Raw genomic sequence first — 20,505 nt, forward strand, 5'->3', positions numbered from 1 at the left:
TGTCCAATTAAAAGCTGATGCAGGCGGAAAACACGGATAGAACCGTGCCGTCGGTTTCAGAAATAAAAGCGCTGTGCTGGCAGGCCAATGGCTTGACGGTCACCGGCGCTCCGACTGTGACAGGGAGTTTCGAGTGCGCCATCATCTGGCGGGCTGGATATCGTCTGTCCGAGCCTGATGAGAATAAGGCGCTAAACATCGTTCCTCGCACCGGCTTTGCCCGCTTGGCCTTGCCATTTGCCCGGAACCTCGTCCAACGCCTTGTCGATAAGGCTTTCCATAGAATGAACACACCAGCGAGATGGTTGTCACCATCTCGGTATATACTGATCGCGCGCCTCATGAAGAGGGCCAAACGGAGGGAATGACGATGACGCATTTGACGCCATCTGTATCGAATGTGGTTTCTCACAACGTACAGAACGGAACGGTCAAAGCTGCGACGACCGCTTCCACCCGAACGACGCGAAAAACTAAGGCGGCGGGTGTCCCGCCTGCTCAAGGTCTCTACGATCCGCGCAACGAGCATGATGCGTGCGGCGTTGGCTTCATTGCCCATATGAAGGGCAAGAAGTCGCATGAGGTCGTGGAAAACGGCCTGAAGATGCTCGAAAACCTCACCCATCGCGGCGCCGTTGGCGCTGATCCACTGATGGGCGACGGTGCAGGCATTCTTGTACAGATTCCAGATCGCTTTTTCCGTGAGGAAATGGCGCGTCAGGGCATCGACCTGCCGCAGCCGGGCCATTATGGCGTCGGCTATCTGTTCATGCCGCGCGACTCTCAGCTGCGCGCCCATGCCGAAGAAATCGTCAAGGAAGTGATCGCTGCAGAAGGCCAGCAGTTCATCGGCTTCCGTGAAGTGCCAGTCGACAATTCATCCTTGTCGAAGGCGCCGGATATTGCCGCGACCGAACCTTTCCATGTTCAGGTCTTCATCGGTCGCAACCCGATGCTGGAAACCGACGATGAGTTCGAGCGCCGCCTGTTCGTGCTACGCAAGGTCATTTCCAACCGCATCTATCAGGAAAACGACGGCAACGATAACGGCTTCTATGTCGTCTCCATGTCGGCGCGCACGGTCGTCTATAAGGGCATGTTCCTGGCTTATCAGGTCGGCAGCTATTATAAGGACCTGAAAGACCCGCGCTTCGAAAGCGCGGTGGCGCTTGTTCACCAGCGTTTCTCGACCAACACCTTCCCGTCCTGGCGTCTGGCTCACCCTTACCGCATGGTCGCGCATAACGGCGAAATCAACACGCTGCGCGGCAATGTGAACTGGATGGCGGCGCGTCAGGCTTCGGTTGACTCGGAACTGTTCGGCAACGACATTTCCAAGCTGTGGCCTATTTCCTACGAAGGCCAGTCAGATACGGCCTGCTTCGACAATGCGCTGGAATTCCTGCATCAGGGCGGCTACAGCCTCGCTCATGCGATGATGATGCTGATCCCCGAAGCATGGTCCGGCAACAAGCTGATGTCGGATGATCGTCGCGCATTCTACGAATATCACGCAGCCCTGATGGAACCATGGGACGGCCCTGCCGCCGTGGCCTTCACGGATGGTCGCCAGATCGGCGCAACGCTGGACCGTAACGGCCTGCGTCCGGCCCGCTACATCGTGACCGACGACGATTTCGTCATTCTGGCTTCGGAAGCTGGCGTTCTGCCGGTAGAGGAAAAGAAGGTCGTCAAGAAGTGGCGTCTTCAGCCGGGCCGTATGCTGCTCATCGATATGGAAGAGGGCCGCATCGTTTCCGATGAGGAAATCAAGTCGCAGATCGCGCAGAAGCATCCCTACAAGCAGTGGCTTGGCAACACCCAGCTCATTCTGGAAGACCTTAGCCCGGTCGAACCGCGTGCGCTGCGCAAGGATGTGAGCCTGCTCGACCGTCAGCAGGCCTTCGGTTACAGCCAGGAAGACACCAAGCTTTTGATGTCCCCGATGGCGACCACCGGTCAGGAAGCCATCGGTTCGATGGGTACGGATACGCCGATTTCGGCCATGTCCGACAAGTCGAAGATGCTGTTCACCTATTTCAAGCAGAACTTCGCGCAGGTCACCAACCCGCCGATTGATCCGATCCGTGAAGAACTGGTGATGAGCCTCGTCTCCTTCATCGGTCCGCGCCCGAACATTTTCGACCTTATCGGCAACTCGCGCCGCAAGCGTCTGGAAGTGCGCCAGCCGATCCTGACCAATGGCGATCTGGAAAAGATCCGTTCCATCGGTCACACGGAAGATCGTTTCGACACCAAGACGCTCGACATCACCTATAATACGGGTGAGGGCGCAGCCGGTATGCATGGCGCAATCGAGCGTCTCTGCGACCGTGCCGAAGCGGCTGTTCATGGCGGCTACAACATCGTTATCCTGTCTGACCGTCAGGTTGGTCCGGACCGCATTCCGATCCCGGCTCTGCTGGCGACGGCTGCCGTACATCACCATCTGATCCGCAAGGGTCTGCGGACTTCGGTCGGTCTCGTGGTCGAATCGGGTGAACCGCGCGAAGTGCACCATTTTGCCTGCCTCGCAGGCTATGGCGCGGAAGCGATCAACCCGTATCTCGCCTTCGATACGCTGCTCGACATGCATCGCCGTCGCGAATTCCCGCCGGAAGTTGACGAGTATGAAGTGGTCAAGCGCTACATCAAGTCGATCGGCAAGGGCATTCTCAAGGTCATGTCCAAGATGGGCATCTCGACCTACCAGTCCTATTGCGGCGCGCAGATTTTTGACGCCGTGGGCTTGCAGTCGAGCTTCGTCGACAAGTTCTTCTTCGGTACGGCCACCAGCATCGAAGGTGTTGGTCTGGACGAAATTGCCGAAGAAACCGTGCGCCGTCACACCGATGCATTCGGTAACGACCCGGTTCTGCTGACCTCGCTCGAAGTCGGCGGCGAATATGCCTACCGCATGCGCGGCGAGGCGCATCTGTGGTCGCCGGATGCGGTTGCGAAGCTGCAGCATGCAGTGCGCACCTCGAACCCGGATACGTTCACCGAATATACGAGCATGCTCGACTCCAAGTCGGCACAGGCCAAGACCATTCGCGGCCTGTTCGATATCCGCTTTGCCGGGGATCGCGGTCTGAAGCCGGTTTCGATCGATGAAGTTGAACCGGCGGTCGATATCGTCAAGCGCTTCTCGACCGGTGCCATGTCCTTCGGCTCGATCAGCCGTGAGGCGCATACCACGCTGGCACGGGCGATGAACGCCATTGGCGGCAAGTCGAACACGGGCGAAGGTGGCGAAGAGCCGGATCGGTTCTATCCTCTGCCGGATGGCACGCCGAACCCGGAACGCTCCGCAATCAAGCAGGTTGCATCGGGCCGTTTCGGTGTCACGACGGAATATCTCGTCAACTCCGATCTGATCCAGATCAAGGTTGCGCAGGGTGCAAAGCCCGGCGAAGGCGGCCAGCTGCCGGGTCACAAGGTCGATGCGACCATCGCCAAGACCCGCCACTCGACCCCGGGCGTTGGCCTCATTTCGCCGCCGCCGCACCATGACATCTACTCGATCGAAGATCTGGCACAGCTGATCTACGACCTGAAGAACGTCAATCCGGCTGCCGATATTTCGGTCAAACTGGTGTCGGAAGTGGGCGTGGGCACGGTTGCGGCCGGTGTTGCCAAGGCACGCGCCGACCATATCACCGTCTCGGGTTATGATGGCGGCACGGGCGCTTCGCCGCTCACCTCGCTGAAGCATGCCGGTAGCCCATGGGAAATCGGCCTCGCCGAAACTCACCAGACGCTGGTGCTGAACGGGCTTCGCTCCCGCGTGGCCTTGCAGGTCGACGGTGGTCTGCGGACTGGTCGCGACGTGGTCATTGGCGCGCTGCTGGGTGCCGATGAGTTCGGTTTCTCGACAGCGCCGCTGATTGCTGCCGGCTGCATCATGATGCGCAAGTGCCATCTGAACACCTGCCCGGTGGGCGTGGCGACGCAGGACCCGGTTTTGCGCAAGCGCTTCAAGGGCACGCCGGAACACGTCATCAACTTCTTCTTCTATCTGGCGGAAGAAGTGCGTGCGCTGCTGGCTTCAATGGGCTTCACCAAGCTGGAACAGATTATCGGCGAGACCGATCTTCTGGAAAAGCAGGACATGATCGACCATTGGAAGGCCAAGGGTCTCGATTTCAGCCGTATTTTCTACAAGCCTGAGGCTGAGAAGCACGAGATTTACTGGACCGAGCGTCAGCATCATCCGATTGAGGACGTTCTGGACCGTAAGCTGATCGCGGAAGCCATGCCTGCGCTCGAAGAACGCAAGCCGGTCAAGATCGACATCGGAATCAAGAACGTTGACCGTTCTGCTGGTGCCATGCTGTCAGGCGAAGTTGCCAAGCGGTTCCGCCACAAGGGCCTGCCGGATGAAACCATCGCTGTTACGCTTCGCGGCACGGCTGGCCAGTCCTTCGGCGCATTCCTGGCGCGCGGCGTCTCGTTCGAACTGATTGGCGATGGCAACGACTATGTTGGCAAGGGTCTTTCGGGTGGTCGCATCGTTATCCGCCCGCCGGAAGATACGCGTATCGTCGCCGAGGATTCCATCATCGTCGGCAATACCGTGCTCTACGGTGCGCTTGAAGGCGAGTGCTACTTCCGCGGCGTTGCAGGCGAGCGTTTCGCCGTTCGCAACTCCGGCGCGGTCACGGTTGTCGAAGGCGTGGGCGATCACGGTTGCGAATACATGACCGGCGGTGTCGTCGTGGTTATCGGTCAGACGGGTCGCAATTTCGCGGCGGGCATGTCGGGCGGTGTCGCCTATGTGCTTGACGAGGAAGGCGATTTCGCCCAGCGCTGCAACATGGCAATGGTCGAACTGGAACCGGTTCCGGAAGAAGATGACATCCTCGAAAAGCTGCATCACCATGGCGGTGACCTCATGCATAAGGGCCGTGTGGACGTTTCGGCCAATATGACCCATCATGATGAGGAACGTCTGGTGCAGCTGATCGCCAACCACCTGCATTACACAGGCTCGACACGGGCGAAGGATATTCTCGACAATTGGGAGAGCTATCGTCCCAAATTCGTGAAGGTCATGCCGGTCGAATACCGTCGCGCTCTGGAAGAGATGGAGCGCATGCAGATCGGTGTCGCGGCTGAATGATCCTGACAAGCGGAGCCCGACCTTCGGGTCGGGCGCCCTTCGCCACATGAAGAGATAACAACGCTTTGATATGCCTGCGCGTTCAAGAATGACGCGGCGGACAGGGCAACTTCCGGCAAAGCAGACCATGCGCTGGTCTCAGGCCGAGGGGAGTAGAAGAATGGGTAAGGTAACTGGTTTTCTAGAGATCGACCGGCAGGTAGCAAAGTACCAGCCAGCGTCGGATCGTATCCGCCACTTCCGCGAGTTCACCATTCCGATGACGGATGGTGAAGTGCAGAAGCAGGCTGCGCGCTGCATGGATTGCGGTATTCCGTTCTGCCATGGACCGACGGGCTGCCCGGTGCACAACCAGATCCCGGATTGGAACGATCTGGTCTATAACAACAACTGGGATCAGGCGATCCGCAACCTGCATCTGACCAATAATTTCCCGGAATTCACGGGTCGCGTTTGCCCGGCGCCTTGCGAGGAAGCCTGCACGCTGAACCTCGAAGATACGCCGGTTGCGATCAAGACGGTCGAGCAGGCTCTGGGTGATAAGGCCTATGAGCTGGGCTACATCGTGCCGCAGCCAGCAGCCAACAAAACCGGCAAGTCGGTCGCCATCATCGGTTCCGGCCCGGCTGGCCTTGCTGCTGCGCAGCAGCTGGCGCGCGCTGGTCACATGGTCGATGTTTATGAACGCGAAAGCCGCCCCGGCGGTCTGCTGCGTTACGGCATTCCGGACTTCAAGATGGAAAAGCATCACATCGACCGCCGCGTGGCGCAGATGGAAGGTGAGGGCGTCCGCTTCCTTTGCGGCGTGAATATCGGCGTCGACAAGCCGCTGCGCGGTCTTCTCGATACCTATGATGCCGTGCTTTACAGCGGCGGCTCCGAAAGCCCGCGCCCGGCAGGCATTCCCGGCGCCGATCTGGAAGGCGTTTTCGACGCCATGCCTTATCTGGTGCAGCAGAACCGTCGCGTCGGTCGCGAGAACATCGAGTCCGTCGCCTGGGCTTCGGCTCCGATCCTCGCTGGCGGCAAGCATGTCGTGGTGGTGGGCGGTGGCGACACCGCATCGGACTGCGTGGGCACCGCCTTCCGTCAGGGTGCAGTGAACGTTACGCAGCTCGACATTCGTCCGCAGCCGCCGGAAAAGGAAGACAAGCTGAGCGTCTGGCCTTACTGGGCTACCAAGATGCGCACCTCATCCAGCCAGGCTGAAGGTGCAGCGCGCGAATTTCAGGTCGCAACGCTGGAATTCATCGGCGAAGAAGGCCGCCTGACCCATGTGAAGTGCTGTCAGGTTGATGAGAGGCGCAAGCCGATTGCGGGTTCGGAATTCTTCATCAAGGCGGACCTTGCATTCATCGCTATCGGCTTTGCCGGTCCGGGTGAAGATAGCGTGGTCAAGGAACTGGGTGACAAGCTCGACGTCGCAACCGATCGTCGCGGCTCCAAGTCGGTCCGGGCCAATGAGCAGGATTATCGCACCAATGTCGACAAGCTTTACGCCGCAGGCGATGTGCGCCGTGGTCAGTCGCTGGTCGTCTGGGCGATCCGTGAAGGCCGTCAGGCCGCCCATGCCATCGACGCCGATTTGATGGGTAGCTCTGTTTTGCCCCGTTAAGAGACAAGCGATTAAATTGAAAAAGCCCGGAGTTTCCTCCGGGCTTTTTTGTGTCTGTTGACGATCAGCTTTCGCTGCGCCGGGCCTTCATCACCAGATAGGTGATGGCGAGGAACACGAACCAGAATGGCGTGACCTTCAGGGCCGCGGCGGTGTCCGGCTCTTGTGCCAGCGCCCACAGAATGAAGGCGAAGAAGGCGAAGACCATGACAACGGCGGCACGTCCACCCGGCATTTTGAACGTGGACTTTTCATGCAGATCGGGGCGCTTGCGGCGATACTGCAGATAAGACGCCAGAATGATCGACCAGATGAAGATGAAAAGCAGGGCCGAGATCGTCGTGACAATCGTGAAGGCTTCGATGATGCTCTGCCCCGCATAAAGCAGAACCACGCCTGCCAGCAGGAAGATGCACGAGAAGAACAGCGCGTTAACGGGCACCTTGCGGTTGTTCAGCTTGCCGAGCGCCTTTGGCGCGAGCTTCGAAGTGGCAAGGCCATAGATCATGCGCGAGGTCGAGTAGATGCCGGAGTTCGCGCTCGACGTTGCCGAGGTGAGCACGACGAAATTGACCACATGCGCGGCAATGCCAAGACCGGCCAGCGAGAACATTGCGACGAACGGGCTGGAGCTTGGATCGACCTGATCCCACGGGATCACGGTGATGATCACAAACAATGCGCCGAGATAGAACAGCACCACGCGGATCGGGATCGAGTTGATTGCCTTTGGCAGATTGCGCACCGGATCCTTGGTTTCGGCAGCGGCAGTGCCGACCAGCTCAATGCCGACAAAAGCGAAGACCGCGATCTGGAAACCGGCCACAAAGCCGAGGAAGCCGTTGGGGAAGAAGCCCCCATGGTTCCATAAATGCGCGACCGATGCCTGACTGCCATTTGGCAGGGTAAAGCCGGTTGAAAGCATATAGACACCGGCAATGATCAGCCCGACGATGGCGACGATCTTGATGAGGGCGAACCAGAACTCGATTTCACCAAAATTGCGCACGGTGGGCAGATTGAGCGCCAGAAGCGTGAAGATCAGCCCGAGTGCGGGGATCCAGAGCGCCAGTTCCGGAAACCAGAACGACACATAGCCCGATACGGCCACCACATCTGCCACGCCTGTCACAATCCAGCAGAGCCAGTAAGTCCAGCCGGTGAAGAATTGCGCCCAAGGGCCAAGATAGTCGCCCGCAAAATCCGCGAAGGAACGATATTCGAGGTTGGACAGCAGAATTTCGCCCAATGCGCGCATCACGAAGAACAGCATGAAGCCGATCACCGCATAGACGAGCAGGATCGAAGGGCCAGCCAGCGAAATGGTCTTGCCCGAACCCATGAAAAGGCCGGTGCCGATGGCGCCGCCAATGGCGATCAGCTGCAGGTGTCTGTTGGATAGATTGCGCGCAAGGTGGGTATCCTCCTCCCGATCGGAATCGACAGAAGGTTTGGATGCGATGTTCATTCAAACGCCTCTTTTTATCAGGCGGATGCCGGTAAATCGCACCCGCGATTGTCCGCCCGGTCAGGCGAACGGTGTTTTCTGATAAACGATGAGAACGATGATGGGAACAGCGCGGAATATAATAATTAGGCTAATATTTGACGGGAAAACCGCTAATCAAAGCACTAATATAGAATTTATATAACTAGTAGCGGGCTATCCGTTAGGGGGTTGCGCTTGGGCGCGGCCATGAAAAATCGTCGGCGCGGCCAGGCGCGGGTTTCTTCTCGACCGGTTCCGGTCGTGGCATTTGTGGCCGAACGCCGAGATTGCCGCCGAGCAGAACGCCGCTATCATCCTTGTTGATGTCGCGCAGGCTGACGGGCGCTACCCGATCAACCGGCTTGGACGGGTCTTGTGTCCCGGCGGCTGGCAGAGGCTGGCCCTCTTCCCTGCCGCCGCCCAGATACGCGCGCAACGGCTTTTCGGCATAGAAGGCGAGCTTGCGCTTGCCTGCCGAAGTGATGTTGATGCCATCGTTTCCGCGCAGGCGCGCCGTCTGGCCGTTAATATCGAAGCCAGTCTGGGTGAAATTGCCGTCCTCGTCGATGAAACCATCCCATACATCGGCAAACTTGCCGCCTGCCTTTTCCGTGGTGTTCCGGTAGATTTCATTCAGCGCCAGCATATCCTGCGACATGCCTTTCGGGCGGAAGGAAGGTTGCCCCACCCAGACGAGCGGATAGTGGCGGTCGCTGATGACCTTAACGAACTGCGCCACGCGCTTCTGATACTCGGTTGTCCATTCCGGTGAGCGGGCGACGAGGCTGGTGCCATTGGTCGTGATCGCCTGACGGTCGTTGGAGCCGATCATCACGACAACGGCGGCGGGCTTTTCTTCGTCCAGTATCTTGCCGATATTGTCCGGCCAGTTGAAATGGTCGTCACGCACAAAGCCCGACGAACCGTTGATACGGCTCGCGACGGTCAGGTCCGGGTCGGATGCAAAGGCCACATCAAGGCCTTCAGCCAATCCGCTGCCGATGAAGTCACCGACGACCAGAACCTTCTTTGCATCCGGGCTTTTCTCGACGACAGGCACTGCGGGCACGGCTGGTTCGGGAGCAGGTTTGCGGGAAACGGGCGATGGTGTCTTCGGTGCGCGTTTCGGCTTTGGCCGGCTTTGCTGGGGCTGGGGCTGTTCATATTGGCGCTGGGGCTGCCGTGAACCGAACAGCAAGTCGAGCAGTGTTCGTGGACGATCCTGCGCCGATGCGCTGGCCAGACCGGAAAGCAGCAGCGCAAATGCCGCCAGCATGACACTGGCAGCTTTCAACATATTGCCTGCAATCCGAGGTTTGCGCATCAATTCCGCTTTCGTTGCAAAGCCACAGTAACCCGGCTCGCCGCAAAAATAAAATGGAGCGCGCTTCATGGGAAACGCGCTCCGATAAATCAGCCTGTTGTCTTAACGACGGCGCAGAACAGACAACACTTCCTTGCTCGGATGCCCATCCGGCTGCAAACCGTTGCGCTGTTGGAAAGCCTCAATGGCCTTGCGGGATGTCGAGCCGATCTTGCCGTCGATATTACCGTCATAATAGCCGAGCGCCTTGAGATGCGTCTGCAATTCCTGACGCTCATTCATGGTGATCGGCGTAAAGGGACGGTTCCAGTCTTGCCGCAGCCCCTGATAACCGCTGATGCGGTCTGCGAGGAGGCCGACAGCCAACGCATATTTGTCGGCATTGTTATAGCGCTTGATGACGAAGAAGTTCTTGGTCATCAGGAAGGCTGGCCCCTGGCGTCCATCCAGCACCTTCAGCGTTACCTTTTCGCTTGCGTCGGGGAAGGGGCGTCCATTGGCGCGTACAACACCGCGCTTCTGCCATTCGGCCACGCTCAGCGAACCGGACGGGAATTTGCCGCCAGCGGGAAGCACCACTTCATAACCCCATGTCCGGCCCGGCTGCCAGCCGTTGCGATGCAGGAGATTGGCAGCAGTGCCCAGCGCATCGGGAATGGAATTCCAGATGTCGCGCTTGCCATTGCCGTCCATATCGACCGCATAAGCCTGATAGCTGGTCGGGATGAACTGCGTATGGCCAAGGGCGCCAGCCCACGAACCGGACAGATGCCCGCGGTCGATATCGCCGGTCTGGAGAATTTTCATCGCAGCGATCAACTGGGTGCGCCCATATTTGGCGCGCTTCGGATCGGCATAAGCCAGCGTTGCGAGGGAACGAACCGCATCGCGCATCACGTCGTCACGCTTGAGAATCTCGCCGTAATTGCTTTCCATCGACCAGATGGCCAGCAGAATATTCCGATCAACCGAGAAGCGCTGTTCAATGCGTTGCAGCCACGGGCCCCATTTACGCGCCATGTTCTGGCCAACGCCGGTGGAATCCTCGTTCACACGGTTGTCGATGTAGTTCCAGACAGGCTCGGTGAATTCCGGCTGATAACGGGCCTTTTCCAGCACGACGGGATCAGGCGCGTCGACACCGCGAAACGCGCGGTCAAATGTCGACGGCGAAACACCGGCGTTGATGGCGACCGGACGGAAACTCGCCACCCACTGGCGAAATTTTGCGTCGGCAAAAGCCGAACCGGTCGAGAGGGCGGATGCCAGCACCGCAACAGCAACCGTCGCGGTTGCCTTGAGCTTCAGCGTCTGTCCCAGTGTGAATGGAAATCGCAGCATTCTGTGTTTCCCTTCTGCAATCGTCTTCATGCCGAAATGCTTATTATTCCGGCGCGCGTCTTAAGAATGTCGATGCCGCTTGGTTCAGATTGCATATGCTCACTAATACCATCCACCGTTGAAATTTGGCAGTGTAAAATTGGACATCGACCCGTTGAACGTTCAAATTAAACCCTGTCGGTTAGCATTTGGTTTACCATGGAGAGTGGGAGGGAAAAATTGCCGGAAAATTGGAAAAATTTTTGAATCAAGCAACATTAAGAATGGGTCATTTAATGTGATGGTATGACTTGTGTAATTTCGTCGTTCTTTAATGAAATAGCCTTATTTGAAATTCAGTTGCTTCAATGCTTTGATAGCAAAGTAGCGTTAGTGAAAATCGAGGAGACGAATGAGTTCGATCCGCAAAATCCGCAAAGCCGTTTTCCCTGTTGCCGGTCTCGGCACCCGGTTCCTTCCCGCCACCAAATCCATTCCAAAGGAAATGCTGACGGTCGTAGACAAGCCCGTCATCCAATATGTGGTCGATGAGGCGCGTGAGGCTGGCATCGAACATCTGATTTTCGTCACCGGGCGCAACAAAGCGGTCATCGAAGATTATTTCGATGCACAGGTGGAGTTGTATGCCACGCTTGCCGAACGCGGCAAAAAGGCCGAGCTTGATCATCTGCAGGATTTGCAGCCGCAGCCGGGCACGACGAGCTTCACCCGCCAGCAGGTTCCGCTGGGCCTCGGTCACGCCGTCTGGTGTGCCCGCGAGCTGGTTGGCGACGAGCCGTTCGCGCTTCTGCTGCCGGATATGGTAATGCAGTCGAAGAAGGGCTGCCTGGCCGAAATGGTCGAGCTTTACGAAAAGACCGGCGGCAATGTCATCGCGGTGCAGGAATGTGACCCGGAAGAGGCGCATAAATACGGCATCGTCGGTAAGGGCAATGCAATCGGCTCAGGTTTCGAGATTACCCAGATGGTCGAAAAGCCTGCCAAGGGCACCGCGCCGTCCAATCTCTACATCAATGGTCGCTATATTCTGCAGCCGGAAATCTTTGAGCTTCTCAGCAAGCAGGAAAAGGGTGCTGGCAACGAAATCCAGCTCACCGACGCCATGCTGAAACTGGCCGATGCGCAGAAGTTCTACGGCTTCGACTATCAGGGTCGCACATTCGATTGCGGTTCCAAGGCTGGCTTTATCGAGGCTAATGTCGCCTTCGCTCTGTGGCGCCAGGATATCCGCCCATCGGTAGAAGTTTCGATCAGTGAATTGCTGGAAACCATCAAGCCTGCCTGAGATCGCTAGCCCGAAAATCAAAAACCGCCTTCAGTGATGAGGGCGGTTTTTTTTTGTATGCAGAGCATTTCCAGCAAAAGCAAATAGCGTTTAGCGCTGCACTTTCACACCGAGGTAAATGCTGTTGGATTTATACTCGCGCTCCGAGATCTGGCTCGTCAGGAATTCGTGACGCAGGCGCGCATCAAGCCCCACAAAACGGTTGATCCAGTAGGTCGCGCCAATCTGTGCGCCTAGCGTATAATCTGTGCCGGTGCCATCCTTGTTGGCGCGGATAAGCGCATCGACCCGGCCATTGAGGCTAAGGTCTGACCGGACGCGATGCGTGACATCGAGGCTTGCGAATTGCAGCAGCGATCCGGCAATGCCCGGTGTGGTGGACATATCTACAGTGGTTTGCGAATAAAGCCGCACATCCGTGCCACGCAACGGCGACCAGTTGAGTGCGGCATTGATTGACGGTCCGCTGACAGCGCCAAGACGGTCGTCGTCGCTGGTGGCGCGCATATAACCGGCGGCGAATTCACCGTTCAGCTTCTCGCCCATGTCGACCATCAGGCCCCCGCGCAGCGCAAATTGCGATCCACTGCGTTCATAGCCGTTGCTATCCACGCGCTCATCGAAAATGCGCTTGCCCAGTTCGACTTCGGCAAAAGGCTTGATCGCTTGGGACACGGAGAAACCACCGCGCAGCGTGATGCTTGCATAGGTGTTATCGCGATCCTTCTGGCTGACAGTCCCGCCGGAAGGCAGTTCTGCATCGCCATACATGTCGTGTTCGACGCGGCCCGTGGCGCGCCCGAAAACAAGCCCGGTATCGTGTTCGACGCCGAGACTGCCGTTAAATGTGTGAACCAGCGGACGCTTCAAGGCGTCGACGACACCATTCGGGTTGGAGGCGCTTTCACGCCGCAGCCTGTACCCCGCACCGGTATTGACCGTGGTCTGATCCGTCAGGTCGAGGCGCAGATTGCCTTGAATGTCGATCTGCGGTTCGTTCACATCCTGACCGGAGATGGATTTGCTCATCGTGCCCGATGCATCGAGCGTCGCCTGATGCCGCGCCCAGTCGGACTGCGCATTGAGCCGCAACGTGGTTTCGGACAGGACGGAACTGGAGCCGGTCGGGCTGTTGTCACCATTCGATGTCGCGCGGATGCCTTGTTCAAGCGACGGGCGCAACACAAAAGATCCGGCACGCATGCCAACCGGCGCAAAGGGATCGGCCTCTTGTGTCGGACCGCGCCCTTGTTCCGGCGTCTGGCGCGTGTTTTCACGCTGTACGCGGCCGCTATCGCTATCCGCTTCGCTGGTAATTGCACCAACGCGCATGGTGTCGGGCTGGAGGGCCTGCTGATCCTGTGCCTGCGCAGCCGGATTTGGCTGCGGTTGGGTATCCGCTGCGGCGGTATTGTCTTGCGTCGGTGCATAGAATGCGTCGGAACCGTCATCGCCACCACCCGTGGCTCCAGCATTGTCGGAACGGCCCGGCGCGGCCAGCCCCCGCGTGGCAAGCGTATCCGGCGAAGAGGCGGAAAGCACATCTTCCGGGACACTGCCGCGAAGATAGGCGTCCTGAGCATGCGAGAGGGAAGGGAGGATAGCCATCGCCGCACCCGCCAGAAACAGGCTTCTCAGCCTGCGGGCAATGGGCGTCGAACCGCCGGATAGGGGCATGGCAAATGGCATATGTGATTTCAAACCGTTGCAACGTGGTAGATGAACGGTAAAGGCACATGGTTAATTCTTGGTTGCCGTTGCCCGCGTTGCCGAACGAAAGCTATTATTTATAGGCAATAAAAGCTTGGACAACGGACAGCGAAGAGGCTAACGCTTTCGACCATGGAAAAGCTCGATCAGACCCAGATTTCGACGGGTGCGGAAGCGGCCATCGCTTCGGCGCTCCGGACCATTAGAACTGAAAACGAAGGCCTCGCCGCGCTCGAAGAAGCGCTTGGCAACGGCTTGTCCGGTCCCTTTACTGAGGCCGTGAATGCGATCATTGCCGCCAAGGGGCGTCTGGTCGTCACGGGCGTCGGCAAGAGCGGTCATATCGGCGCGAAGCTTGCCGCCACTTTTGCCTCGACGGGGACGGCGGCGTTTTTCGTGCATTCGGCGGAAGCCAATCACGGCGATCTTGGCATGATCGACCGCGACGACGTGATTCTGGCGATTTCCTGGTCTGGTGAAACGGCAGAGCTGAAAGGCGTCGTCAATTATTCGCAGCGCTTCCGCATTCCGCTGATTGCCATCACCTCGCGTGAAGATTCGGCGCTCGGTCGTGCGGCCAATATCGCTCTTATACTGCCCAAGACGGCGGAAGCCTGCCCGCATGGTCTGGCGCCGACGACATCGACCATGTTGCAGCTGGCGATCGGCGATGCGCTGGCAATAGCGCTTCTGGAAGCCCGCGGTTTTACGCCGAGCGATTTCAAGACCTTCCATCCCGGCGGATCGCTGGGTGCGAGCCTCATCCATATCCGCGATATCATGCATCGTGGCGACCGCATCCCGCTGGTGCCGGTCGGTACCGCCATGGTGGATGCGATGAAAGTGCTGGCGCAAAAGAGTTTCGGCTGCGTCGTTGTGGTCGATGATAACGGCGAACTGGCCGGCATCGTTACAGACGGCGACATTTCGCGCAATCTGCATCGCAGTCTGGCGGAACTGGCGGTTGATGACATCATGACCCGCAAGCCAAAGACGGTCGACCAGAATATGCTGGCAACCGCCGCGCTCAATGCGATCAACGAAAACCATATTGGCGCACTGATCGTGGTCGAGGACAACCGCCCTGTCGGCCTCGTGCACTTCCACGATCTGCTGCGGATTGGGGCTGCCTGATTAAGGGAGTAGGGGAATAAGGCAGTAAGGGAGTATGTTTCAGTTTACTTGAAACGGATGCCGTGCACCCTATTCCCCTATTCCCCTATTCCCCTATTCCCCTATTCCCCTAAACCGCCACTTCTATCTCCAGCGTCACCGCATCGAAGGCCACGACACGAACTTCTGTTCCTGCGGGCAGGTCCGGTCCTTTCACACGCCATGTCGTATCGTTGATACGAATGCGTCCGCGCCCATTGATGATGGGTTCGGTCAGTGTCGTGCGCTGGCCGACGAGTTGTTCGCCGCGCCGGTTGAGCAGAGGCTCGTCCTGATTGTCGCTCTTCGAGCCGAAGAAACGGCGGCCAGCCAGTGCGAAAACGACGGACAGAACGAGAAAGACAACCAGCTGGAACTGCCAGCCGAAGCCGGTGGTCGATGACAGGAGGAAGGCAATGCCTCCGGTCACCAGTGCCGCAAGGCCGAACCAGATGAAGAAAATGCCGGGCGCCAGAATTTCCAGAATGAGCAGGACCAGTCCAAGAACCAGCCAGCTATAGATGCCAAGTCCGGACAGAAGTTCGATAATCATGGCGCTCCGTCCTTGTTTTAGCTACGGTTGGTCGGCGGAACGCTACGCGGACGCGACAGGCCCGGCGATGGCGGTGTCGGATCGACAGGCTTGCTGCCGTCGCCGAACACTTCCCGCGCGATGGCGCCAATGCCGCCGAGCGAACCGATGAGCGAGCTTGCCTCCAGCGGCATCAGCACGACCTTCTGGTTCTTGGCGCTGGCGATATTGCTCAGCGCTTCGGTATATTTTTGCGCAACGAAGTAGTTGAGCGCCTGCACATTGCCGTTGGAAACGGCGTCCGACACCAGTGTCGTGGCCTTTGCTTCGGCCTCGGCCAGACGCTCGCGGGCTTCTGCTTCGCGCTTCGCGGCTTCCAGCTTGCCTTCGGCTTCGAGAATCTGCGACTGCTTCTGGCCCTCGGCACGCAGAATCTGCGCGTTGCGGTCGCCTTCGGCTTCCAGAACCTGTGCGCGCTTGTCGCGTTCCGCCTTCATCTGGCGGGCCATCGAGGTGACGATATCTGCCGGCGGATTGATATCCTTGATTTCCACGCGGGTCATCTTGATGCCCCACGGGTGGGCTGCTTCGTCAACCACACGCAGCAGGCGATCATTGATCGCATCGCGGTTGGAGAGCAATTCGTCGAGGTCCATCGAACCCATGACCGTACGGATATTGGTCATGGTGAGGTTGAGGATCGCATATTGCAGGTTGGCGACCTGATAGGCTGCCTGCGCCGCGTTCAGCACCTGATAGAAGGCAACGCCGTCGACACCGACAATGGCGTTGTCGCGGGTGATGACTTCCTGTGTCGGAACGTCCAGCACCTGCTCCATCATATTGAGCCGTGCGCCGATGCGGTCGAAGAACGGGACGATCAGGTTCAAGCCCGGATTGAGCGTGCGCGTATAGCGGCCGAAACGTTCCACCGTATAGTTGAAACCCTGCGGCACCGTCTTGATACCCGCAAAGAGTGTCGCCAGAACCAGCGCAGCCAGAATAAGCAGCGTGATGTCGAAACCTGTCATTGTCTAACCCTCATCCGTTAGGGGAGTAGGTGAATAGGGGAATAAGGGAGCATGAAAACCTATTCCCTTACTGCCTTATTCCCCTATTCCCTTATATTACACCCAACCCAGCAATTCGCGCCGTACCATCGTTTCGATAACCTTCATGCCTTCCTCGCTATCGTTAAGGCAAGGGATGTGGCTGAAATTCTCGCCGCCGTTTTCATGGAAAAGGTGGGCGGCTTCATTACCGATCTCGTCAACCGTTTCCAGACAGTCCACGACAAATCCCGGATTGAGCACCGCGACGGATTTGACGCCCTGTTTTGCCAGATTTTCCACGGTCTCGTCCGTGTAGGGCTGGAGCCATTCCTCGGGTCCGAAACGGGACTGGAAAGTGGAGCGGAACTGGTTTTCGCCCATACCGAGCCGGATGCGCAGAAGGCGCGAGGTTTCCAGACATTGTTCGCGATAAGGATCACCCTTGTCGGAATAGCTTTTCGGAATGCCGTGATAGGAGGCCAGAATCACTTCCGGTTTGAAGGAAAGCGTTGCGAGGTGGTTTTCAATGGAACGCGCCAGCGCTTCGATATAAACCGGTTCCGTCTCGTAAGACGGAATGGTGCGGCTTGCGGGCATGAAGCGCTTTTTCATCAGCGCTTCGAAGAACTTGTCGTTCACCGTCGCGGTCGTGGTGGCCGAATATTGCGGGTAGAGCGGGAACACGACGATACGCTCGCAGCCCTGTTGCAACAGTCGGTCGGTCACGCTTTCGATGGATGGCTGGCCATAACGCATCGCCCAGTCCACGACGACATTCGGGATGTCTGCGAGTGCGGCGGCCAACTTTTCACCCTGTGCGCGGGTATAGGTGCGCAGCGGTGATTCATTCTTTTCGTGGTTCCAGATGCGGTCGTAAAGCTTGCCGGAACGCTTGGGGCGCGTGTTGAGCACGATGCCGTAGAGAATCGGATACCAGAACAGGCGCGACCACTCGATCACGCGGCGGTCAGACAGAAACTCGGCAAGATAGCGCCGCATCGGGGCGTAACTCGTGCCGTCCGGCGTCCCCAGATTGACCAGCAGAACCCCGACTTTGGGCAGTTTCGCTTGCGCGGACTGATCTGGGTTCTGGTGTACTGTATCAATCTTGCTCATGAGCCGACTCCTATCCCGCTGGAAAATAGAGCATTTCCAGCAAAAGTGTGAAACGGTTTTACGCGGGAAATGCGTAGTAAGCAAAGGCCAGAAAAAGCGACAAATTACAATCCTGACAATTGCAGACAACAAAAAAATCAAGCGGCGCGAGCATCGCCCGCGCCGCTTGAACTGGAATGGATGTTAGAGCATTTCCAGCAAAAGTGCGTAGCGGTTTTGCGTAGGACAATGCGCAGAAACAAATAGATAGAGCGGTTCCACGATTCCGTTTTAACCGGAACCGCTCTAATGTCGCGTTTAGCTGGTTGCACGGCGGCTCAGCGAGAAGCGCGAGCCTGCCGATGAGGTGCAGTTCAGCTGGTTTTGCGAAACCAGAGCGCAATTGACCTTGGATGAGGTGCCGCGCACGATCGAGCGCATGTCGATTTCAACGAGCTGTGGCGACTGATAGCGATAATTGCCTTCGGCCAGCCGTTCGTTGGTATCGGTGGTGCGGGTTTCGAAAATGCCGCCATTGAACGACGACACAATGCCGTTTGGATCGACCCAGCTGCCTTCGATACCGCTTGGTGTGCGGGAGACAGTTGGAACATTGCCACCGACCGGTCCGGTCGTTTCGCAAGCCGCCAGCACAAGCGACATGACGGCAAGTGGGGCAACGATGCGGAAGCTTTTCATGTCCAATCTCTCTCCAAATGGGGATAATGACTTGTGATGAATCGAAACTTACACGAAAACAAGTCCCGATTGTGAGGATTGGCCGCCGGACCTGTTAATTTATTGGTAATGATGCAAAATCGCCGCGCAGATCACCATGGCTGACGGCATTACGCCAGGAATATTAGTCCAAAGGATATGACCATCAGCATGATAAGCAGGCTTGCCGACCACTTGTTGGCGCGACTGATCAGGGCGTTGCGTGTCGGATTGTTCTTGACGGCTCCATAGGAGGCGAGGGACTTCGCCGTCTGATAGATGGCCAGATAGACGACCATCGAAACAAGGCCAATCGTCCATCCAATCTGTACAAGCTGGCTTGGATGTCCCGGTACACCCAGAATCCACGGCAGGATCAGCAGCCCGCAGAGCAATGCCACGAGATCAGGAAAGCGGTCTGCCGCTATGCGTCTTAATTGACCGGGCATTTTGGGGAAATCACATCAATTTCGTTTGAAAGGCTGAGACGCAAAGGCCCGGTCAATGCCGGGCCTTGCTGTGTTTCATCAGCGCACGAGCACGTTGCGGAACTGCCATGGGTCTTTGGTGTCGAGGTCTTCCTCGAACAGATGTCCGCGACCTTCAAGCGGCGTCCAGTCGGTGTAATAGCCTTTGACGGGCCCGAGATATTGCATCTGGACTTCGAGGCAGCGGCGATAGTCGATCTCGTCGGTTTCGACGATGCCGCTGTTCGGGTTTTCCAGCGCCCAGACCATGCCGGCCAGAACGGCGGAGGAAACCTGCAGGCCGGTTGCGTTCTGATAAGGCGCAAGCTTGCGTGCTTCCGCGACAGTCAGCTGGGAGCCGTACCAGTAGGCGTTCTTGTCATGACCATAGAGCAGAACGCCCAGTTCGTCCGAACCGTCGAGGATTTCGGCTTCCTCGAGCACATGCTGGACAGGTTGGGCTTTGCCGCCCGCGCCGAACATTTCGTCCAGCGAGAGAATGGCGTCATTGCTCGGATGATAGGCATAATGGCAGGTCGGGCGGTAGTCGAGCTTGCCCTTTTTGTCCCGCACGGTGAAGAAATCGGAGATGGAGATCGCTTCGTTGTGGGTGACCAGTAGGCCGAATTGCGCGCCGAGCGTTGGGCACCACGTGCGGATGCGCGTATTGCCGCCGGGCTGTTCAAGGAAAATCGCCGCCTTCGTGCCCTTCTTCTGCTTGCGCGCATTTTTCGGCTTCCACTTTTCGTGGCTGCCCCAGCCGAGTTCGGCAGGCTGCAAGCCTTCGGAAATGAAGCCTTCCACGGACCATGTATTCCAGAACGTGTTGAACGGCTTTGGTTCTTTGGCGCGCTGCGTATCGCGTTCGGCGACGTGCACACCCTTCACGCCAGCCTTTTTCATCAGCTTGGCCCAACCGTTGCGGTCATCTGCCGCCGGTTCGGTGAAGTCGAGCTTGAGTTCAGTCGCCAGATCGACAAGCGCTTTCTTGACGAACCACGACACCATGCCCGGATTGGCGCCGCAGCATGCAACGGCGGTCGGGCCGCCGGGATTCTTGCGCTTTTCGGCCAGCAGGGTTTCGCGCAGCGCATAATTGGTGCGCGCGGCATTATCCGCCTTGGCGTCGAAATAGAAGCCAAGCCACGGCTCGACTACGGTGTCGATATAAAGCGCACCGTTCTTGCGGCTATAGTGCATCAGATCGACGGAACCGGTATCAACCGACAAATTGACGACAAATGCCTGTCCTTCCGCGCCTTCCAGGAACGGGTCCAGAACTTCTGCGTAATTGTCCTTGGTGATCGCCTGCTTGACGAAACGAATGCCTTTGTCGTCAAGAATCTGGCGGTTCTTCTCGCTCGGGTCGATCACGACCATCCGCGATTTGTCGAATTTGAAATGACGCTCTATCAGCGGCAGGGTACCGCGCCCGATCGACCCAAAGCCGATCATGATTACGGGGCCGGTGATCTCGCTATAGACTTGCCATTTCGCTTTCGCCATTTTCTTCCTCTGTGTAAACCGCTCAAATTTGCGGTGTTTCGTTCTGTTACCGTTCGTCGGCAGGTTTGAAACCGCAACAATAACACAACTTCATACAA

At 57.7% G+C, this 20,505-nt stretch carries 13 protein-coding genes and 1 pseudogene; 4 read left to right on the forward strand and 10 right to left on the reverse strand.

The genetic code is table 11. The features are described 5' to 3' along the window. The first annotated feature begins 370 nt into the window (after positions 1-370). Together gltB and QBD01_RS09520 are read left to right on the forward strand one after the other, a co-directional pair. The gene (gltB, locus tag QBD01_RS09515) at positions 371-5,122 is read left to right on the forward strand and encodes a glutamate synthase large subunit (RefSeq protein ID WP_280992860.1); all 4,752 of its coding nucleotides are present in this window, start codon (positions 371-373) and stop codon (positions 5,120-5,122) included. A 160-nt stretch (positions 5,123-5,282) separates the two neighbouring features. Then, the gene (locus QBD01_RS09520; RefSeq protein WP_280992582.1) at positions 5,283-6,737 is read left to right on the forward strand and encodes a glutamate synthase subunit beta; all 1,455 of its coding nucleotides are present in this window, start codon (positions 5,283-5,285) and stop codon (positions 6,735-6,737) included. Positions 6,738-6,801: 64 nt separating this feature from the next. On the opposite strand, the gene QBD01_RS09525 is transcribed toward QBD01_RS09520, so the two are convergent. The 3 genes from QBD01_RS09525 to QBD01_RS09535 form a co-directional block, all read right to left on the reverse strand. Further along, positions 6,802-8,205: an amino acid permease gene (locus QBD01_RS09525; protein ID WP_280992583.1), complete on the reverse strand. Its 1,404-nt coding sequence runs from the start codon at positions 8,203-8,205 to the stop codon at positions 6,802-6,804. Between the two features lie 202 nt (positions 8,206-8,407). Continuing rightward, positions 8,408-9,550: a DUF459 domain-containing protein gene (locus tag QBD01_RS09530; RefSeq protein ID WP_280992861.1), complete on the reverse strand. Its 1,143-nt coding sequence runs from the start codon at positions 9,548-9,550 to the stop codon at positions 8,408-8,410. Positions 9,551-9,652: 102 nt separating this feature from the next. Then, positions 9,653-10,891 (reverse strand): lytic murein transglycosylase, encoded by a 1,239-nt coding sequence (locus QBD01_RS09535; RefSeq protein WP_280992584.1) that lies wholly within the window; start codon positions 10,889-10,891, stop codon positions 9,653-9,655. Positions 10,892-11,282: 391 nt separating this feature from the next. Here QBD01_RS09535 and galU point away from each other — a divergent pair, with 391 nt between their 5' ends. Beyond that, the gene (galU, locus tag QBD01_RS09540; RefSeq protein WP_182519628.1) at positions 11,283-12,176 is read left to right on the forward strand and encodes a UTP--glucose-1-phosphate uridylyltransferase GalU; all 894 of its coding nucleotides are present in this window, start codon (positions 11,283-11,285) and stop codon (positions 12,174-12,176) included. Between the two features lie 90 nt (positions 12,177-12,266). Here the strand turns inward: galU and QBD01_RS09545 are convergent, their stop codons facing one another. Then, positions 12,267-13,865, reverse strand: a complete 1,599-nt coding sequence (locus QBD01_RS09545) for an outer membrane beta-barrel protein (protein WP_280992585.1) — start codon at positions 13,863-13,865, stop codon at positions 12,267-12,269. A gap of 153 nt (positions 13,866-14,018) precedes the next feature. Here QBD01_RS09545 and QBD01_RS09550 point away from each other — a divergent pair, with 153 nt between their 5' ends. Further along, positions 14,019-15,020 (forward strand): KpsF/GutQ family sugar-phosphate isomerase, encoded by a 1,002-nt coding sequence (locus QBD01_RS09550; RefSeq protein ID WP_280992586.1) that lies wholly within the window; start codon positions 14,019-14,021, stop codon positions 15,018-15,020. Between the two features lie 101 nt (positions 15,021-15,121). Here QBD01_RS09550 and QBD01_RS09555 read toward each other — a convergent pair. The 6 genes and pseudogenes from QBD01_RS09555 to QBD01_RS09580 all read right to left on the reverse strand — a co-directional run bounded on the left by QBD01_RS09555 (position 15,122) and on the right by QBD01_RS09580 (position 20,407). Next, positions 15,122-15,591: pseudogene (locus tag QBD01_RS09555) on the reverse strand (NfeD family protein). A 17-nt stretch (positions 15,592-15,608) separates the two neighbouring features. Next, the gene (locus QBD01_RS09560) at positions 15,609-16,601 is read right to left on the reverse strand and encodes an SPFH domain-containing protein (RefSeq protein WP_151588954.1); all 993 of its coding nucleotides are present in this window, start codon (positions 16,599-16,601) and stop codon (positions 15,609-15,611) included. A 96-nt stretch (positions 16,602-16,697) separates the two neighbouring features. Further along, positions 16,698-17,738, reverse strand: a complete 1,041-nt coding sequence (hemH, locus tag QBD01_RS09565) for a ferrochelatase (protein WP_280992588.1) — start codon at positions 17,736-17,738, stop codon at positions 16,698-16,700. 297 nt (positions 17,739-18,035) lie between these two features. Then, entirely contained in the window at positions 18,036-18,416 is a 381-nt protein-coding gene (omp10, locus tag QBD01_RS09570; RefSeq protein ID WP_280992589.1) for an outer membrane lipoprotein Omp10, read from the reverse strand. Positions 18,417-18,565: 149 nt separating this feature from the next. Beyond that, positions 18,566-18,883: a hypothetical protein gene (locus QBD01_RS09575; RefSeq protein ID WP_280992590.1), complete on the reverse strand. Its 318-nt coding sequence runs from the start codon at positions 18,881-18,883 to the stop codon at positions 18,566-18,568. 78 nt (positions 18,884-18,961) lie between these two features. Then, positions 18,962-20,407, reverse strand: a complete 1,446-nt coding sequence (locus tag QBD01_RS09580; RefSeq protein ID WP_280992591.1) for a homospermidine synthase — start codon at positions 20,405-20,407, stop codon at positions 18,962-18,964. Positions 20,408-20,505 lie beyond the last annotated feature (98 nt).

Source organism: Ochrobactrum sp. 19YEA23, assembly GCF_029909865.1.
Lineage (GTDB): Bacteria > Pseudomonadota > Alphaproteobacteria > Rhizobiales > Rhizobiaceae > Brucella > Brucella gambitense.

Excerpts from the sequence above, each read along its gene's own strand:
- gltB (WP_280992860.1), top strand. The coding sequence starts at position 371 with ATGACGCATTTGACGCCATCTGTATCGAATGTGGTTTCTCACAACGTA.
- QBD01_RS09520 (WP_280992582.1), top strand. The coding sequence starts at position 5,283 with ATGGGTAAGGTAACTGGTTTTCTAGAGATCGACCGGCAGGTAGCAAAG.
- QBD01_RS09525 (WP_280992583.1), bottom strand. The coding sequence starts at position 8,205 with ATGAACATCGCATCCAAACCTTCTGTCGATTCCGATCGGGAGGAGGAT.
- QBD01_RS09530 (WP_280992861.1), bottom strand. The coding sequence starts at position 9,550 with ATGCGCAAACCTCGGATTGCAGGCAATATGTTGAAAGCTGCCAGTGTC.
- QBD01_RS09535 (WP_280992584.1), bottom strand. The coding sequence starts at position 10,891 with ATGCTGCGATTTCCATTCACACTGGGACAGACGCTGAAGCTCAAGGCA.
- galU (WP_182519628.1), top strand. The coding sequence starts at position 11,283 with ATGAGTTCGATCCGCAAAATCCGCAAAGCCGTTTTCCCTGTTGCCGGT.
- QBD01_RS09545 (WP_280992585.1), bottom strand. The coding sequence starts at position 13,865 with ATGCCATTTGCCATGCCCCTATCCGGCGGTTCGACGCCCATTGCCCGC.
- QBD01_RS09550 (WP_280992586.1), top strand. The coding sequence starts at position 14,019 with ATGGAAAAGCTCGATCAGACCCAGATTTCGACGGGTGCGGAAGCGGCC.
- QBD01_RS09560 (WP_151588954.1), bottom strand. The coding sequence starts at position 16,601 with ATGACAGGTTTCGACATCACGCTGCTTATTCTGGCTGCGCTGGTTCTG.
- hemH (WP_280992588.1), bottom strand. The coding sequence starts at position 17,738 with ATGAGCAAGATTGATACAGTACACCAGAACCCAGATCAGTCCGCGCAA.
- omp10 (WP_280992589.1), bottom strand. The coding sequence starts at position 18,416 with ATGAAAAGCTTCCGCATCGTTGCCCCACTTGCCGTCATGTCGCTTGTG.
- QBD01_RS09575 (WP_280992590.1), bottom strand. The coding sequence starts at position 18,883 with ATGCCCGGTCAATTAAGACGCATAGCGGCAGACCGCTTTCCTGATCTC.
- QBD01_RS09580 (WP_280992591.1), bottom strand. The coding sequence starts at position 20,407 with ATGGCGAAAGCGAAATGGCAAGTCTATAGCGAGATCACCGGCCCCGTA.